This window comes from Brevundimonas sp. 2YAF1 (assembly GCF_052114745.1).
In the GTDB taxonomy this organism is placed as follows: Bacteria; Pseudomonadota; Alphaproteobacteria; order Caulobacterales; family Caulobacteraceae; genus Brevundimonas.
The window spans coordinates 13,397-30,791 of the sequence record NZ_JBFRFI010000001.1 but is presented as its reverse complement, the minus strand read 5'-3'; the positions used below and the strand labels follow the sequence as shown (position 1 = coordinate 30,791).

The 17,395-nt window shown below is 68.9% G+C and carries 14 protein-coding genes; 7 read left to right on the top strand and 7 right to left on the bottom strand.

The window, feature by feature from the left end:
* Positions 1-13: 13 nt before the first annotated feature.
* Genes AB4Y68_RS00130 through AB4Y68_RS00115 form a run of 4 tightly spaced genes read right to left on the bottom strand, consistent with a single transcriptional unit; the run spans position 14 to position 6,347 of the window.
* Entirely contained in the window at positions 14-3,484 is a 3,471-nt protein-coding gene (locus AB4Y68_RS00130; RefSeq protein ID WP_441452966.1) for a class I SAM-dependent DNA methyltransferase, read from the bottom strand.
* A 57-nt stretch (positions 3,485-3,541) separates the two neighbouring features.
* Positions 3,542-4,753, bottom strand: a complete 1,212-nt coding sequence (gene hutI, locus AB4Y68_RS00125) for an imidazolonepropionase (protein WP_441453792.1) — start codon at positions 4,751-4,753, stop codon at positions 3,542-3,544.
* Positions 4,753-5,643 (bottom strand): agmatinase family protein, encoded by an 891-nt coding sequence (locus AB4Y68_RS00120; protein WP_441452964.1) that lies wholly within the window; start codon positions 5,641-5,643, stop codon positions 4,753-4,755. Before AB4Y68_RS00120 ends, hutI begins: the two co-directional genes overlap by 1 nt.
* A gap of 5 nt (positions 5,644-5,648) precedes the next feature.
* Positions 5,649-6,347: a UTRA domain-containing protein gene (locus tag AB4Y68_RS00115; RefSeq protein WP_441452963.1), complete on the bottom strand. Its 699-nt coding sequence runs from the start codon at positions 6,345-6,347 to the stop codon at positions 5,649-5,651.
* Between the two features lie 96 nt (positions 6,348-6,443).
* Between AB4Y68_RS00115 and hutU the strand changes: the two genes are divergently transcribed.
* The 3 genes from hutU (at position 6,444) to AB4Y68_RS00100 (ending at position 10,222) form a co-directional block, all read left to right on the top strand.
* A complete protein-coding gene (hutU, locus tag AB4Y68_RS00110) occupies positions 6,444-8,111 on the top strand; it encodes a urocanate hydratase (protein WP_441452962.1) in 1,668 nt (555 codons plus the stop codon).
* Between the two features lie 4 nt (positions 8,112-8,115).
* Complete coding sequence (hutH, locus tag AB4Y68_RS00105) at positions 8,116-9,648, top strand: histidine ammonia-lyase (RefSeq protein WP_441452960.1); 1,533 nt, start codon at positions 8,116-8,118, stop codon at positions 9,646-9,648.
* Positions 9,649-9,715: 67 nt separating this feature from the next.
* Positions 9,716-10,222 carry a hypothetical protein gene (locus AB4Y68_RS00100; protein ID WP_441452959.1) on the top strand — a complete coding sequence of 169 codons (507 nt, stop codon included), beginning with the start codon at positions 9,716-9,718 and terminating at the stop codon, positions 10,220-10,222.
* Positions 10,223-10,244: 22 nt separating this feature from the next.
* On the opposite strand, the gene AB4Y68_RS00095 is transcribed toward AB4Y68_RS00100, so the two are convergent.
* Genes AB4Y68_RS00095 through AB4Y68_RS00085 form a run of 3 tightly spaced genes read right to left on the bottom strand, consistent with a single transcriptional unit; the run spans position 10,245 to position 13,952 of the window.
* Positions 10,245-11,006, bottom strand: a complete 762-nt coding sequence (locus tag AB4Y68_RS00095) for a peptidase (RefSeq protein ID WP_441452958.1) — start codon at positions 11,004-11,006, stop codon at positions 10,245-10,247.
* Between the two features lie 58 nt (positions 11,007-11,064).
* Complete coding sequence (gene fni, locus AB4Y68_RS00090; protein ID WP_441452956.1) at positions 11,065-12,096, bottom strand: type 2 isopentenyl-diphosphate Delta-isomerase; 1,032 nt, start codon at positions 12,094-12,096, stop codon at positions 11,065-11,067.
* 8 nt (positions 12,097-12,104) lie between these two features.
* Positions 12,105-13,952 carry a PPC domain-containing protein gene (locus tag AB4Y68_RS00085; protein WP_441452954.1) on the bottom strand — a complete coding sequence of 616 codons (1,848 nt, stop codon included), beginning with the start codon at positions 13,950-13,952 and terminating at the stop codon, positions 12,105-12,107.
* A 102-nt stretch (positions 13,953-14,054) separates the two neighbouring features.
* Here AB4Y68_RS00085 and folD point away from each other — a divergent pair, with 102 nt between their 5' ends.
* The 4 genes from folD (at position 14,055) to AB4Y68_RS00065 (ending at position 17,352) form a co-directional block, all read left to right on the top strand.
* Positions 14,055-14,978 carry a bifunctional methylenetetrahydrofolate dehydrogenase/methenyltetrahydrofolate cyclohydrolase FolD gene (folD, locus tag AB4Y68_RS00080; RefSeq protein WP_441452952.1) on the top strand — a complete coding sequence of 308 codons (924 nt, stop codon included), beginning with the start codon at positions 14,055-14,057 and terminating at the stop codon, positions 14,976-14,978.
* 140 nt (positions 14,979-15,118) lie between these two features.
* A complete protein-coding gene (locus AB4Y68_RS00075) occupies positions 15,119-15,817 on the top strand; it encodes a LemA family protein (protein WP_441452951.1) in 699 nt (232 codons plus the stop codon).
* Between the two features lie 6 nt (positions 15,818-15,823).
* The gene (locus AB4Y68_RS00070) at positions 15,824-16,666 is read left to right on the top strand and encodes a TPM domain-containing protein (protein ID WP_441452949.1); all 843 of its coding nucleotides are present in this window, start codon (positions 15,824-15,826) and stop codon (positions 16,664-16,666) included.
* Positions 16,666-17,352 (top strand): TPM domain-containing protein, encoded by a 687-nt coding sequence (locus tag AB4Y68_RS00065; protein WP_441452947.1) that lies wholly within the window; start codon positions 16,666-16,668, stop codon positions 17,350-17,352. The genes AB4Y68_RS00070 and AB4Y68_RS00065 overlap by 1 nt, the downstream gene beginning before the upstream one ends.
* Positions 17,353-17,395 lie beyond the last annotated feature (43 nt).

Genomic DNA, 17,395 nt, shown 5'->3' with positions numbered 1-17,395 from the left:
GCGAACGCTAGCATCAGACTCGGCGCGGCGTGAACCATCCCTCCTGGGTGCGCTGCACCGACCCCGCCACGGCCAGAACCGCCAGCGTCTGTTCGATGCGATCCTCCATCCGTCGCCCCCGACGGCCGCCGAACCGGGCCGCCAGGGCACGCGGGCCGACAGGGACGCCTTCCTGCCTTAGGGCGTGCAGCAAGGCCGAGGCCATGGCCCCCGGCGCCTCGGGCAGGGGCGGCAGGCTGACCGCCGCGTCCAGGGTCGCCTCGATCTGGACCGATCGCCGGGGCGTCTTTACCCTGCCCACCTGGAACTCGGGGCGCAGGAAACGCACCTCGCCGCGCGCCTCCTCGACCGCGCGCTCCCGGTTCAGCGCCACCAGTCGCGCCATCGCCTCCTGCGCGGACAGGTCCGCCGCCCAGCCATAGGCGCCCAGCACCGCCGCATCCAGCCGTTGATGCAGATGATCCAGCAGACCGACGCACCCCGCCTCATGCACCCCGCGCTCCGCCTCACTCAGGGGCGCGTTCCTCGTCCTGCGCGTCCGAGCGTTGTAAAGGCCGGTCATGGTCAGGAAGGAATGGCGAGCCAGAACTTGCGTCCGTAGTTCATCGATTTCCTCGGCCAGGGCCGCAATCTCGGCCCCCGCCCTCCCCGACAGGTCGGGAAAGGGAAAGGCGTCGAAACAGGCGCCCTTCGTGTAGATGGGACGATCCTCCAGCGTTCCGCCCTGCGCCAATGACCAGTCGACGTGCAGGCGCGACGACAAAACACCCAGCACTTCCGGCCGATCGGATGCGACGCAGACCAGCCGATTGTCCGGCAGGATGTCCGCGTCCAGGAACCGGAACCAGCGATGCTTGGCGGTTTCGACGGTGGCGATGTAGCGTCGCAAGCCTTCCAGCGCCGGACGCAATTCCCGGCGCGGTTCGCCGAATATCCACCAGTTGTCGCGATAGGCGGCCCGGTTGTTGCGGTCCCGTGCCGGCTTCACCGTCTCCAGCAGGTGCTGGAAGATCGCCGGATGCCGCCGCCGCACTTCGGCCTCCTCCCAGCCGAACAGGTCGATGACGTTCACCCCGCGAGGCCGGTCCGCCAGATCCCGTCCGTTGCGATAGGCCCGGATCGGCGAGATCGCCTCTACATCCGACGCGGACAGCAGGGCCATCGCCCGATCCGGCGCAACGATGAAGCCGGCGCCGTGCAGCTTGACCCCCGGGGACGACAGAAGGGCGTTGGCTTTCAGTTCGGCGGCTCCGGTCACATCGAGGCCCAGGGTCAGGCCGGCGGAAATCACGCCACGTTCCTCTCGGACGACGATCTCCGGCGCGTCGGTGTGCAGCCCCGCCTCCGACATCACCGTCAGCAACCGCCCCTGGCCGTTCGGCTCGCCGCGTTCGGCCACGGTCATGGCGATGCGGACGGCGGCCCGGTCGCCGCCCTTGATCCACGGGTGATCCGGCACGGCCAGGACCAGCCGCATCGGCGGCGCGCCCTTCAGATAATGCTCCAGCACCCGCCGGGAAAAGGTCTGGGTGATCGAGTTGGTGGTGATGAAGCCGAAGCGTCGCAAGCTGCTCGCCTTGACCGTCAGGATGTCCGCAGCCCGACCCCACCAGGCCGTCACCAGATCGGCTGAACGAAACCGGCCCTGCCGCACCTGCCACAGGGCGTCGACATAGCCGTCGCCTAGTTCCCGCCTCAAATCCTTGCCGCCGAGGAAGGGCGGATTGCCGATGATGAAATGGACATCCGGCCACGGCGTCGGGCGCGGGTCGATCAGGCAGACCACCTCGCGTTCCTCGGCCACAGGAAACAGGACCGGCGCGCCGCCGTCCTTGCGCCGCGGCCGCGAGCGGGTGACGGGCCGTCCCGCGGCATCCCGCACCAGTTCCTCGCGCGACCAGGTCACCAGGGCGTCGGTCTGCCGGATTTTCTCGAAATTACGCAGGATCGGCTCGGACGGCTTGGCGTCGCCATAGATTCGGAAATGCCATTGCAGATAGCCGATCCACATCACCATCTCGGCGATCCAGGCGGCGTAGGGGTTCTTCTCAAGTCCCCAGAACTGTTCGGGACTGACCGTGTGCCCATCCAGCGCCAGCAGGCCTTGCGACTCGCCCATTTCGGCCAAGACAGCCAGAACCTCTCCCTCAAGTTCTTTCATCAACCCCATGGCAACATAGAGAAAATTACCCGTGCCGCAGGCCGGATCCAACACGCGGATGCGACAGAGATCGCGGTGGAAGTCTCGCACCATCCGCCGCGCCCCCTTGTGGTCGCCCGCCATGAACAGGCCGATGGCGCTGGCCTCGGCCGCCTCCCAGTCGGCGCGCAACGGCTCCATGATCGTCGGCTCGACCAGACGTTCGACATAGGCGCGCGGGGTATAATGGGCGCCCAGTTCCGCACGCTCGCTCGGAACCAGAGCCTGTTCCAGCAAAGTCCCGAAGATGGCCGGTTCGACCGACGCCCAGTCGCGCTGGGCGGCGGCGATCAGAGCCTCAAGCTCGTCTTCGTTGATCGGCAGAGCGGCGGCGTGGCGGAACAGGCCGCCGTTGAAACGCCTCAGCGTCTGACGAATGGCCGAGCAATGCCCGCCCTCGTCCATGCGCCGAAAGAAGTCGCCCGCCCCCAGATGAAACTGAGCCGCATGGCCGCGATAGCTTTCCAGGAAGCGCCGGAACCCCTTGTCCTCGATCAGGCCGACGCTGTCGGCGAACATGGCGAAAATGCACTGCATGACAAACAGGGCCGTCTGATTGGCCCGCGCCGCCTTGGCCACTGGGTCAGGCCGCCCGTCGGGGCCGGTCGGGACGCGGGCGCCGATCGAGCGCACCAGCCAGGCCAGACGAGCGGCGATGTCCGTCGTCACCTCGGCCACGCGGGCGGCGGGGTCCAGACTCATCGGATCGCCCCAGACGCGCTTCAGCCGATCCCGCACCGCCGCGTCGCGCAAATGCGCCATCTCGATGCGGTAACGAGCGCGGTCGGGAAACGGGGCATAGGCCTTTCCCTGCCGCCCAAAGTCCGACCACAGTTCGATGGCCCGCCCCACGTCCACGACGACGATGAAGGGCGGCCATTCGTCCAGCGCCTTGGCGTAGTTCTCAGCCTGGCGCTTGGCGTTGCGCATCAGGGTTTCGAGCGCGCTGGGCGAAGCTGGCGCGGCCTTGCGCCCGCGACCGCCGAACAGGGCCAACTGAGGTTGCGGGTCCAGCGCCCCGCCGGCCCCTCGCTTGCCCGACTGCTTGGCCTCCAGCACGAAGGCGCCGCGTCGATAGCAGTCGATATAGCCGGGGTGGCTGCCGCCGTCCTCGTGCAGAAATTTCACCGGCCGCTCGAAACAATAGTCGAGATCGCCGGTCCGTTCGTCGTCCGGTGCGGCCACGCCGATCACTCGGCACAACTGGGCGATGAAGGTCTGATAATGCGCCCGCTCGCTGATCGGCGCTTCGGACCAGCGGCGAATGAAGTCGTCTGCATCCATGGATTGTCGGCCTCCCCGCCAACAACCCTAGATTAGGATAACGGCGGAATGCAACTCTTAGGAGATTGCGCCGCCGAGGTAGCGCCGGTGCAGCAGCGGCGCGCCCAGCCAGTAGCAAAGCTCGGCCGGGCGGCTGATGTCCCAGACGGCGAGGTCGGCGGCCTTGCCGGGTTCGATGGTCCCGACCTCGTCCTGCAACCCCAGGGCGCGGGCGGCGTGGCGGGTGGCCCCGGCCAGGGCTTCCTCAGGCGTCAGGCGGAACTGGACGCAGGCCAGGTTCAGCGCCGCCGTCATCGAGGCGACGGGCGAGGTGCCGGGGTTGCAGTCGGTGGCCACCGCCATGCGAACGCCGTGCTGGCGCAGCAGTGCGACGGGCGGCGCCTGGGTCTCGCGCAGCATCAGGAAGGCGCCGGGCAGCAGGACCGCTGTCACGCCCGCCTCGGCCATGGCCTGAACGCCCGGCTCGGTCGTGTGCTCGATATGGTCGGCGGACAGGGCGTGATAGCGGGCGGCCAGAGCCGCACCGCCGCCGTCCGACAACTGGTCGGCGTGCAGCTTGACCGGCAGGCCCAGTTCCTCGGCCTTGTCGAACAGGCGGGCGACCTCGTCCGTGGTGAAGGCGATCGGCTCGCAATAGGCGTCGACGGCGTCGACCAGACCCTCGGCGTGGGCGGCGGGCAGGATTTCGTCCACAGCCTTGTCCACATAGGTCGCGCGGTCGGCCTTATGCTCCGGCGGGACGGCGTGAAGGCCCAGGTAGGAGGTGCGGACCCGCACCCCGGCCTCGCGCCCGATGCGACGGGCGACGCGCAGCATCTTCAGCTCGCTGTCGTGGTCCAGGCCATAGCCGGACTTGATCTCGACCGTGGTGACGCCGGTGGCCTTCAGCCCCTCCAGACGCTTGCAGGCCGAGGCGTAGAGGGCGTCCTCGGACGCCTCGCGCGTGGCCTTGACCGAGGAGACGATGCCGCCCCCGGCGCGCGCGATCTCCTCATAGGTTGCGCCCTGCAGCCGCTGCTCGAACTCGCCCGAACGGTCGCCGCCGAAGACCAGATGGGTGTGGCAGTCGATCAGGCCGGGCGTGACCCAGCGCCCGCCCAGACTGTCGGTTTCCACAGCCTTGTGCACAGGCAGGTCCGCGCGCGGCCCGACCCAGGCGATGCGCCCGTCCTTGATCAGGATGGCTGCGTCCTCGATCGCGCCATAGGGGGCGCCGCCCTCGGTCATGGCGGCGACGTGGCAGTCGGTGATGAGGCGGTCGGCGAGGATCATCGCGCGGCCACTCCGCTGAGGATTTCGCAGAACCAGCGTCCGGCGGTCAGGGAGCCGAGGTCGCCAACTTCCAGCGAGGGGTCGTATTCGGTCAGGTCGACGGCCCGGACCTTGGGATGGGCGCCGATAACGCGCGTGGCGTCGAAGAAGTCGTGGATAGACACCCCGCCGGGGCGGGCGCCGGGGCTGGCGGGCCACTGGCTACGGTCGATGACGTCGATGTCGAAGTCGACGTAGATGACCTCGCACAGCGCCGACAGCCGCTCCAGTTCCTCGGCGACGACGACGGCCAGACCGCGCTCGCGGCACTCGCGCGCCATGCGGACGCTGATGCCCGCCGCCTTGGCCTTTTCGTGGGCGCGGCGGGTGTTGGCGAAGGGGGCCAGGCCGACCTGGCTGATGCGCTGTCCGTCTAACCCATCGTCCAGCAGGGCCTGGATCGGATTGCCGTTGGTCAGGCCCTGATCCGTGTCGCGCAGGTCGAAATGGGCGTCCAGCGTCAGCACGCCGACGCGGTCGAGGCCGAGCGCATGGACGCCGGGCCGGGTGATGGCGTTGTTGCCGCCGACGAGGATGGTCAGGGCGCGGTGGGCTTGGGCCGCCACCGCGTCGCGCACGGGCTCGAAGGCGTCGAACGGCGAGACGGCCTTCAGCGCCACGTCGCCGGCGTCGTGGACCAGAACCTCCAGCTCCAGCTCCGTCTCGACGTCATAGGTGGACAGACGCGGCAGGACGGCGCGCAGGGCTTTCGGGCCCAGGTCGCAGCGGCCCGGCGTCAGCGAGCGCTCGTTCAGCGGCGCGCCGATCAGGGCCACGGGCGCGTCGGGATGGTCCCCGACCAGAGCCCCGACGGAGCGCCAACCGAGGGCTTCAGACGGTTCGCTCATCAGGGTCATCCTTTGGTCGGAGAAAAGCGGGCGACCAGATCATAGGCCGCGCCGGGGAAGGTCTGCCACGCCCAGGTCACGCCCTGACCGTCGCGCCAGGTGCGGCGCTCCAGCCGCAGACAGGGCGCGCCGTCGGCGAGACCCAGATGCGTCGCCGTCTCATGGTCGGCGCCGACGGCGGAAATCCGATGCTCGGCCTCGGTCCAGGGCATGTGGGCCAGCAGCCAGCCGCCGGGCGGCTGGGCCGTAAAGTCGGCGGCCTCGGCCTCGGGCGCGGCGGTCAGGGAGATCAGACGGCGCTCGAAGACAAAGGGCAGGTCGTCGGCCAGATGCAGGGTTTCCAGCTCGACCACCCGCTCGCCCAGCCCCTCGTCGGGCCGCGCCGGGCGGACGATCCGGCCCAGCAGGCGGTGGGAATAGGTCAGCCCCCTGCCCTCGACCTCGGACTGAATGTCGGGGATGGCGACCAAGGCGGACGAGTGAACCGGTGGATGGGCCACCACCGTCCCGGCCCGTCTGCGCCGCACCACCAGAGCCCGCGCCGACAGGTCCGTCATAGCGCGCGACACCGTCATCCGGGCACAGCCGTATTCGGCCATCAGCTCGGCCTCGGTCGGGATGCGAAAACCCGGCCGCCACTCGCCCGAGGCGATGCGGCGCTCGATGTCGCCGGCGATCCGTCGATGAAGCGGCTCATGATCCATGAATCGAAACTGCCTCTTGCACGCGATAATGTCTAGACATAACACTCCTCCAAACACGACGGCCCAACCCGCACTCTGGGCCGCATGGAGGAATCGATGAGCGCCACGCCCAACACCCGCATCATCCGCAGCCCGCACGGCGCTGAAAAGACCGCCAAGACCTGGGCCGCCGAAGCGGCCATGCGGATGCTGATGAACAACCTCGATCCCGAGGTGGCCGAGCGTCCCGAGGACCTGGTCGTCTATGGCGGCATCGGCAAGGCGGCCCGCAACTGGCAGGCCTTCGACACCATCGTCGAGCAGCTGCAAAAGCTGGAAGCCGACGAGACCTTGCTGGTCCAGTCGGGCAAGCCGGTCGGCGTCTTCCGTACGCACGAGGACGCGCCGCGCGTCCTGATCGCCAACTCCAACCTGGTGCCCAAGTGGGCGACCTGGGAGCATTTCAACGAACTCGATCGCCAGGGCCTGATGATGTACGGCCAGATGACGGCCGGGTCGTGGATCTACATCGGCACCCAGGGCATCGTTCAGGGCACCTATGAGACCTTCATGGAGGCGGGTCGCCAGCACTATGGCGGCGACTGGTCGGGCAAGTGGATCCTGACGGCGGGCCTCGGCGGCATGGGCGGCGCCCAGCCTCTGGCCGCGACCATGGCCGGCGCGTCCTGCATCACCATCGAGTGCCAGCGCAGCCGCATCGAGTTCCGCCAGCGCACCCGCTACGTCGACGTCATGGCCGAGACCCTGGACGAGGCCCTGGCCCTGCTGGAGCAGTCGTTTAAGGACAAGAAAGCGTTATCAATCGGTCTGCTGGGCAACGCAGCTGACCTTTTGCCTGAAATGGTCAAGCGTGGTGTTCGCCCCGATCTGGTGACGGATCAGACCAGCGCCCACGACCCCGTCAACGGCTACCTGCCGTCCGGCTGGACCGTCGCCGAGTGGGAGGAAAAACGCGTCAGCGACCCCGCCGCCGTCGAGGCCGCCGCGCGTCAGTCGATGGCCGTCCACGTTCAGGCCATGCTCGACATCCACGCCATGGGCATCCCCACCGTCGACTATGGCAACAACATCCGTCAGGTCGCCTTCGACGAGGGCGTGAAGAACGCCTTCGACTTCCCCGGTTTCGTGCCTGCCTATATCCGCCCGCTGTTCTGCCGCGGCGTCGGGCCGTTCCGCTGGGTCGCCCTGTCGGGTGATCCCGAGGACATCCGCAAGACGGATGCGGCGATGAAGAAGCTCTTCCCCGACAACGCCGGCCTGCACCGCTGGCTGGACATGGCCAGCGAGCGCATCGCCTTCCAGGGCCTGCCCGCGCGCATCTGCTGGATCGGTCTGGGCGACCGCCATCGCGCCGGCCTGATGTTCAACGACATGGTGGCCTCGGGCGAACTGAAGGCCCCCATCGTCATCGGCCGCGACCATCTGGACTCAGGCTCCGTCGCCAGTCCGAACCGCGAGACCGAGGCCATGATGGACGGCTCGGACGCCGTGTCCGACTGGCCCCTGCTGAACGCCCTGCTGAACACGGCATCGGGCGCGTCCTGGGTGTCGCTGCACCACGGCGGCGGGGTCGGGATGGGCTATAGCCAGCACTCGGGCGTCGTCATCGTCGCCGACGGCACGCCGGAAGCCGCCAAGCGTCTGGAGCGCGTCCTGTGGAACGACCCGGCCACCGGCGTCATGCGCCACGCCGACGCCGGATACGAAATCGCCAAGGACGCCGCGCGCGCCAACGGCCTGAACCTGCCCTCGCTGGACCTGTAAGCCTATGACCACCACGATTGAAATCGGCGCCGCGCCGCTCACCCTCGCCCAGCTCCGCACGGTTCTGGCCGGCCCCGTCGCCGTCAGCCTGACGGATGCCGCCTGGACCAATGTCGAGAAGGGGGCGGCCACCGTCGCCGCCATCCTCGCCGAGGGCCGGACGGTTTATGGCATCAACACCGGCTTCGGCCTGCTGGCCAACACCAGCATTGCGCCGGAAGACCTTGAAACCCTTCAGAAGAACCTGGTCCTCAGCCACGCCTGCGGCGTCGGCCCGCTGCTCAGCGACAACGTCACCCGCCTGCTGATGGTGCTGAAGATCGCTTCGCTGTCGCGCGGCGCCTCGGGCGTGCGGCGCGGGACGCTGGAGGCGCTGATCGCCATGGTCAACGCCGAGATCCTGCCCTGCATCCCGTCCAAGGGCTCGGTCGGCGCCTCGGGCGATCTGGCCCCGCTGGCCCACATGAGCTGCGTCCTGATCGGCGTCAGCGAGGCCCGCTATCAGGGTCACACGCTGGACGCCGAGACCGCGCTGTCCAAGGTCGGGCTGAAGCCCGTCGTCCTGGGTCCCAAGGAAGGCCTGGCCCTGCTGAACGGCACCCAGTGTTCGACGGCCCTGGCTCTGGCCGGTCTGTTCGCCACCGAGGACGTCTTCGCCGCCGCCATCGCCGCCGGCGCCCTGTCGGTCGATGCGCTGAAAGGATCGGACGCGCCGTTCGATCCCCGCATCCACGCCCTGCGCGGCCAGCCGGGTCAGATCGAGGTCGCCGCCGTCCTGCGCGGCCTGATCACCGGCAGCGCCATCCGCGAGAGCCACCGCGAAGACTGCGCCAAGGTGCAGGACCCCTACTCGCTGCGCTGCCAGCCGCAGGTCATGGGAGCCATCCTCGACGTGATGAGGAACGCCGCCGCGACCCTGCAACGCGAAGCCAACGCCGTGACCGACAATCCGCTGGTCTTCATCGACGACGGCGACGTGATCTCAGGCGGCAACTTCCACGCTGAACCGGTTGCTTTTGCAGCGGATCAGATCGCCATGGTCCTGTGCGAGATTGGCAATATCTCCGAGCGCCGCACCTCCATCTTGGTCGATCCCAAGATGAGCGAACTGCCCGCCTTCCTGGTCAAGGAGAGCGGCCTGAACTCTGGCTTCATGATCGCCCAGGTGACGGCGGCGGCCCTGGTGGCCGAGAATCGCATGGTCGCCCATCCGTGCAGCGTCGACACCGTGCCGACCAGCGCCAACCAAGAAGACCACGTCTCGATGGCCACCCACGGCGCCCGTCGCCTGCTGGACATGGCCGAGAACGCCGCCACCGTGGTCGGCATCGAACTGCTGGCCGCAGCCCAGGGGTTGGAGTTCCACCGCCCCCTGACCAGCTCGCCGCAACTGGAGCAGGCCTACGCCATCGTGCGCGAGGCCGCCGCCCCCTATACCTCCGACCACTACTTCGCGCCGGACATCGCCCGGGCGACGGACGGGGTGCGGGCCGGTCGCTATCGCGGCTTCGCCGGCGACCTGCTGCCCTCGGCGTGAACCGCATCAGGCTCTCAACGCTTTAAGTCATGTGCGGCGCTTCCCGCGCATGACCGGAGCGATAGAGATGAAGACGCTGGCTTTGGCCGGTCTGGCTCTGGGCCTCACGGCCGCGGGGGCCGGCGGATGGGCGGCGTGGAACTCGACCGCCATCGCTCATCGCGATGCGGGCCACGGCGTCATGAGCGTGGAGGTCGTGGCGCCGCCGACGGAACCGGATCTTCCGCCGGGCTCCATCATGGCGGTGGGCGAGTTGCGGAACGGCTACGTGCATGACCCCGCGCGCCTGCAGCCGCCCGCCATCCTCGACGCCGAGTATGAAGCCTATCTGGACGACGCCTGGCTGGAGCCCCCGGCGCCGGCAGGGCCGCCCCCGCAGGACTACCGGAACGGGCTGGTGTGGGTGTCGCCCCGCCCCGCGACGCCTGTCCGACTGGAACCCGACGACTACAGCTTCGGCTTCGATCAGCCCCTGCCGGAACAGGCGCCAGACCCAGCGGATCGATTAGCCCATGTGAGCCTGTCGGATACGGTCGATTCCTCGCCCCTGTGGGACGAACGCGGCCTCGACTGAACCCGCCGAGGCCGCCTCGTCATCAACGCCGGGTCGAAACGGTCAGGGTGTAGTCGCCCTCTTCCGAGGCGCCGAGCGTGTTGGCGCGCACCGAATAGACGCCGGGGCTCAGGGTCTGGATGATCTGGGCGCTAGTTCCGCCGCCGCTGTCATCGTCCGAGGCCAGCGCATCGCCGTCGCACTGCGGGCCTTCGTAGAGGGCCAGATAGGCGTCGAAGTCCGCGGAATCGAGGCGAACAGCCACGCTGCCCGCGCGCGCGATCGACAGGGCATAGCAGTCGTAGAAGGAGCCGTCGTCGGCGCGGCGGTCGCTGAACTCCAGTCGGCCCGAACGGCTTTCGCCCACCGAAATCGGCAGAACCTGGGTGGTCGGGCGGATCCGCTCGCCCGACGAGACGCGCAGTTCATAGCGGCCGGTCTCGCCCTCGCTCAGGGTGTTGGCCTTGATGATCCACAGGCCGCCGCCGGAGGCGAAACGCAGTTGCGAGTTCGTGCCCATGTCCGGGCCGTCGTCGTTGGTGATCGAGGTGTCGTCGCAGTCCGCGCCGGCGCCGGCCGACAGATAGGTGTCGAAGTCCGACGAGCTGAGCGTGACCGTATAGGCTTCGTCCGGGTTGGTCTGCACGACGTAACAACGGTAGTGCGAACCGTCGCCCATGCGAGCGTCCTTGGCGGTGAAGTTGCCCTGCACCGTCTGACCGGGGCGGATGGTGCTCTGGGCCGAGGCGCCGCCGGCCACAGCCAGGGCCGACGCCAGGACGGTCGTCATCAGAAGGGCGCGCATGGGGGGAGGTCTCCGAATGTTGAACGTCGCCTGTAGCGTGACGCCCTAAACGATTGATTTATCTCGACGCTAGCAGCGGCGCTCGCTTGAGCGCGCCCAGATTGGCGGCGTTGGTGCAGAAGCAGACGGTGCGCAGTTGCCGGATCACGGTCTGGAAATGCTCGACCACCGCCTCGGTCGAGACGGTCGCGGCCTGAATGACGCCCGAGGCCATGCCGACCACGTCGGCGCCCAGCCGGATGGCCTTGGCGACATCAACGCCGTCGCGGACGCCGCCCGAGCCGATGATCAAGGCCTCGGGCAAGGCGTTGCGCGCCTCGGCGATGGCGCGAGCCGTGGGGATGCCCCAGGCGGCGAAGGCGGCGGCGTGGACCTTGTCCGCCGGATCGGTCGCCCGCTCCCCTTCGATCAGACCCCAGTTGGCGCCGCCGGCCCCGGCCACGTCGACGCCCGCCGCCCCCATGGCGATCAGGCGCTGGGCGGTCACAGCCGATATGCCCGCGCCGGTCTCCTTGACGATCACCGGCGCGTCCAGGCCCCGAATCAGGGCCTGAAGCGCGGCGCCGACGCCCCACCAGTCGCGGTCGCCCTCGGGCTGACAGGCTTCCTGCAGGGGGTTCAGATGCACCACTAGGGCGTCAGCCCCGATCATGTCCAGCGCCCGCCGGGCCTGGTCCAGGCCAAAGCCGCGCGTCAGTTGGGCCGCGCCGATATTGGCCAGGAGCACCGTGTCCGGCGCCCGGTCGCGTAGCGAGCGATCCAGCCCGCCTGTCGCCCCGCCCTCGATGGCGGCGCGCTGCGAGCCGACCGCCAGGGCGATGCCCAGGTGCTGCGCCGCCTCGGCCAGCCGGGCGTTGATCGCCTCGGCGCGCGCCGGCCCGCCGGTCATGGCGCTGATCAGCAGGGGCGCCTGCAGACGCCGTCCCAGAAAGTCGGCGCCCAGGTCGATCTTCGCATGGTCCAGATCCGGCAGGGCCTCGTGCACGAAGCGCCAGTCGTCGAAACCACTGGCCAGGGCGTGCCGCCCGCCGCCCGACAGCACCACGTCGAGGTGCTGGTCCTTGCGGCCTAGGATCAGGTCGTCGCTCATCGGGACCGTCAGGGCTGACGCTCGAGCATCAGGACATAGTCGCCGGTCGAGTTGGGTCCATAGCTGCGGGCGCGGACGACGTAGGTTCCGTCGCGCGGCGCGGTCCAATTCAGCCGGGCGTGGGTGTCCGACAGGCTGTCGTCGTCCTCGGCCAGACTGCGGAAATCGCCGTCCTTGTCCTCGCCCACCTCGACCACCGCGTCAAAGGCGGCGGAGATCAGGGTAAAGCGCAGCTTTTCATCGGCCTTGGCCTTGAACCGGTAGGCGTCGAAACTGATCCCGTCGTCGGTCACAGCATCGCTCTCGGTCAAAGAACCGCGCGCCGTCGCGCCGACCAGCAGGCTGCCAGGCGACGGTTCGGGACCCCGGTCGACCAGTTCCAGCGAATAAAGCCCCTTGCCGTCCTTGCCATAGGGCGAGGCGCGCAGGACGTAGTCGCCGGTTTCGGGCAGGGTGAAGGTCAGGCGGGCGTCGGTTCCCTGGCCCAGACCGTCGTCGTCGCTAGCCAGGGCCTCGAACTCGTCGCCGGCCGCGCCGATCTGCAGCAGGGCGTCGAAATCGCCGGAGCGCATGATCGCCTGGATGCGCCGCCCCTCCACCCCGTTGAAAACATAGTCCTCGGACAGCCGACCTTCGTCGTCGATCGCGCCGCCCTCCTTCAAGTCGCCCTGCACTGTCTGACCGAAGGCGATGGCGGTCGGCGGCGGCGGCGGGGCCACCTCCTCCAGCTTCAGGTCATAACGGCCCATGCCGTCGGAGAAGGTCCGGGCTTCGACCAGATAGTCGCCGTCCTCGGGCAGGGTGTAGGTCAGGCGGGCGTTCAACGCGCCGCCGCTGTCGTCGTCGGTGGCCAGACTGTTGTGGTTGGCGTCAAACAGTTCAAGGTAGCTGTCGAAATCGTCGGAACTCAGGCTGATCGCCACTCGCTGCCCGGCCCGGCCGGTGAAGCGGTAGAGGTCGGCGCGCGCCCCGGAATCGCTCCGGGCGCTGTCCGCGGTCAGGCGGCCGTCGACGTTTTCACCGATCGTGATCGTGCGAGCCGTTGGGGCCGGCGGGCCCTGTTCCAGAGACAGGCGATAGCCGCCCTCCCCGCCGCTGCCCGCCGAAGTCGCCTGAATGACGTACTCGCCCGCCTGCGGCGCGGTGAAGACCAGGTAGGAGTTCAGCCCCTTGCCCGCGCCGTCGTCGTTCTGGGCCAACTCCACGAAGGAGCCGCCGATCATCCGGCCGATGCGCAGGACCGGGTCGAAATCGTCCGATTCCAGCAGGACGGCGACCCGCTCTCCGGCCCCCGCGCGGAAGGCGTAGGCATCGAAGATGTTGCCGTCATCGTCCTCGGCGTCTCCGCTCGTCAGGCGGCCCGAGACGTCTCGGCCGACGGAGATTCGACCGGGCCGGGGTTGGCGCGGCGCGGCCCGCTCGCTGAGCGCCAGCGTGTAATTACCGGTCTCCAGCCCCGAATAGGGCCGAGCGCGAACGATGTAGACGCCTTCGCTCTCGGGCGTGAACCGCAGGCGGGCGTTCGAGCCGCTGCCGGCCCCGTCGTCGTCCGTGGCCAGAGGCTCGCCCGACGTCCGGCCCTCGGCGTAGATCGCCAGATAGGCGTCGAAGTCGCTGCTGCGCAGTTCGGCCTGCAGCCGCTGCCCCGCGTGCAACTGCACGCGGTAGTCGTCGTAACGATAGGCGTCGCTGCCACGGGTCCGCGCATCTCCCTCGTCCAGCCGGCCCCGGATCTCGGCGCCGATGCGGGCGTCGGCGGCTGCCCGTTCAGAGGATTGGGCCAAGGCTGAGCCCGTCGACAGCAGGGCGACGACGCTGACCGCGGCGAACAGGGCCCCGAACTGAGAATGACGCATGAAAACCTCTTTGCTGGCGCCATCATAGACGCCGAACCGCAGCGGCTGTAAATCGCGGCCACGCTTTCCAGTTCCCGCCCAGTCCCCCCTATGGAGCCGATCATGGCTGAAGAACTCGCCCGCGCCTCGCTGATCGACGGCAAGGCCTTCTCGCAGACCCTGGTCGAGCGCGTCGCCGCCGCCGCCGCCCGGCTGGAGGCCGCCCACGGCGTGACGCCCGGCTTGGCCGTGGTCATCGTCGGCGAAGACCCCGCCAGCCAGATTTACGTCCGCAACAAGGGCGAGACGACGCTGAAGGCCGGGATGCGGTCCGACACCCACCGCCTGCCTGACACCACGACGCAAGCCGAGTTGCTGGCCCTGATCGCGTCGCTGAACGCCGATGCGGGCATCCACGGAATTCTGGTTCAGCTGCCGCTGCCGAAACATATCGATTCGGCCGCCGTCCTCGGCGCCATCGACCCGGACAAGGACGTGGACGGCTTCCACGTCGTCAACGTCGGGCGTCTGGCGGTCGGCCTGCCCGGTCTGGTCCCCTGCACGCCGTTGGGCTGTCTGATGCTGCTGAAGGATCAGTTGGGCGACCTGTCGGGGCTGAACGCCGTCATCGTCGGGCGCTCCAACATCGTCGGCAAGCCGATGGCGCAACTGCTGATCGGTGAAAGCTGCACCGTCACCGTGGCCCATTCGCGCACCCGCGACCTGCCGGCCCTGTGCCGCACCGCCGACATTCTGGTCGCCGCCGTGGGCTGGCCCGAGATGATCAAGGGCGACTGGATCAAGCCGGGCGCGACCGTCATCGACGTCGGCATCAACCGCGTCCCCTCGCGCGACCCGGTCAAGGCGGCCGAGGGCAAGACCCGCGTCGTCGGCGACGTGGACTTCAATGAGGCGGTCGAGGTCGCTGGGCGCATCACCCCTGTCCCCGGCGGCGTCGGCCCCATGACCATCGCCTGCCTGCTGGCCAACACCTATACGGCGGCCTGCCGTTCGGCAGGGGTGGCGCCGGAAGACCTGAACGGCTGAGACTTCCCCCACTCCCGCTCATCCCGGCGGACGCCGGGATGAGCGGTTCAGGTTGCGAAAAATCCAGCCCTTGAAGCGGAGCCTTTCCGCTCCGATAGTCTTTAGCGGATCAGCGATCCCTTGATCGCCGGAGGATCTTTATGGCTGGATTTTCGCCCCGTCTCGCGGCCGTCGCCGCCGTCGTCGTCCTGACCCCCGCCGTTGGGGCTTGCGGCTACAACACCATTCCGACCAAGCAAGAGCGCGCCCAGGCCGCCTGGGCCGATGTCCAGAGCCAGTATCAGCGCCGCTCCGACCTGGTGCCGAACCTGGTGGCGACGGTTCAGGCCGCGGCCATTCAGGAACGCACCACCCTGACCCAGGTGATCGAGGCCCGAGCCAAGGCCACCAGCGTCAACGTCGACGCCTCCAGCCTCAGCGACCCCGCCGCCTTCCAGAAATACCAGCAGGCCCAGGGCGAACTGTCCGGCGCCCTGTCGCGACTGCTGGTGACGGTCGAGGCCTATCCCCAGCTTCAGGCCAATCAGAACTTCCTCACGCTGCAATCTCAGCTGGAAGGCACCGAGAACCGCATCGCCGTGGCGCGCCGCGACTACAACGAGGCCGTGCGCGACTACAACACGTCCCTGCGCACCTTCCCGACCGTGATCTGGGCCAAGACGCTGCAGAGCGGCTCCAAGCCGATGCAGTTGTTCACCGCCACGGCCGAGGCCCAGAGCGCGCCGACCGTGAACTTCAACCTCGGCGTTCCGGGCGCCCAGCCTGGAGGGAGCGCTCCCGCCGTCACGCCGGGCGCCGCGCCGACCGCCGTTCCCGCTCCCGCCCCGGCGGCGCGTTAGAACGACATGAACCGCCCCGCCCTCGCCTTGGGGGAAAGGCCGGCGCCCGGTCTGATCCGGGCGCTGCTGCTTTCGCTCGCGCTGCTGGCGGTTCTGCCCGGCCTCGCGCGGGCCGCGGACATCCAGTTCCCAGCCCTGACGGGCCGCGTGGTGGACGACGCCAATCTTCTGACTCCGGAACAGGAACAGGCCCTGACCGGCAAGCTGGCGACGCTGGAACAGCAGACCGGCGATCAGTTGGTGGTCGTCACCTTGCCTTCATTGCAGGACCAGCCGATCGAGGACTACGGCTATCGGCTGGGCCGCGCCTGGGGCATCGGCTCCAAGGAGAAGGATAACGGCGCCCTGCTGATCGTCGCTCCGGTCGAGCGCAAGGTGCGGATCGAGGTCGGTTACGGCCTGGAGGGCGTGCTGACCGACGCCCTGTCGGCGCAGATCATCCAGAACCAGATTCTGCCGGCCTTCCGCACCGGTGATTTCGCCCAGGGGATCGATGCGGGCGTCGACGCCGTCATCGGCCAGCTGCGCCTCGACCCGGCTGAGGCCCAGGCCCGCGCCCAGGCGGCCAAGGCACCGCGACCGAAGGCGCCGGTCGGTCCGGCCATCCTGGTGGGTCTGGTCTTCCTGTTCCTGTTCATCGGGCTGATCCGCGCGGCGGCGTCGGGCGGACGGCGGCGCGGAAGCGGTCGCGGCGACGGGGTCACCCCCATTCTGATCTGGGCCGCCAGCGAGGCCCTGCGTAATCGCGGCGGGCGCGGCGGCTGGGGCGGCGGCGGCGGATTCGGCGGCGGAGGCTTCGGCGGAGGCGGCGGCAGCTTCGGCGGCGGCGGCGCTTCGGGGGGATGGTGATGCAGTTCACGGACGACGACCACGAACGCGTGGCCCGCGCCATCGCGGCGGCCGAGGCCCGCACCTCTGGCGAAATCTTCTGCGTCGTCGCTCGACAGGTCTCGTCCTATCGCGACGTCAGCCTGGGCTGGGCGGCGGCGGCGGCCTTGCTGCTGCCCCTGGCGCTCATTCCGCTGAAATTCGATCCGTCCTGGTTCCCCGGTCTGGGCGACGCATGGGAGACCTCCCATTTGGCGGCGCTCGACATCGCCATCGGCCGCGCCCTGTCGGCCTATGCCGTGGTGCAGGCGGCGGTCTTCGTGACCGTGTTCCTGATCACTTGCATCCCTCTGGTTCGTCGCTGGGTGACGCCGCGCAGCGTGCGCCGGGCGCGCGTGCGACGCGTGGCGGTGCAGCAGTTCCTGGCCCATGGCCTGCACACCACCGACGCGCGGACGGGCGTCCTGATCTTCGCCGCCCTGTCTGACCATCAGGTCGAGCTGGTCGCCGACGAGGGCATCCATTCCCGCGTCGACCCCGAACTGTGGGGAGACGCGGTCGCCGCCCTGAGCGCCTCCATGCGCGCCGGCGATCCGGTCGAGGGGCTGGAGCGCGCCATCGCCTTGTGCGGCGACGTGCTGGCGGAACAGTTTCCACCCCGGTCCGCTGATATCAACGAGGTTCCCGACCGGCTGGTTGTCATCTAGGCCTGATATCGGGAATCCGGCGGCGGCGCGTCCAGCGCCGCCC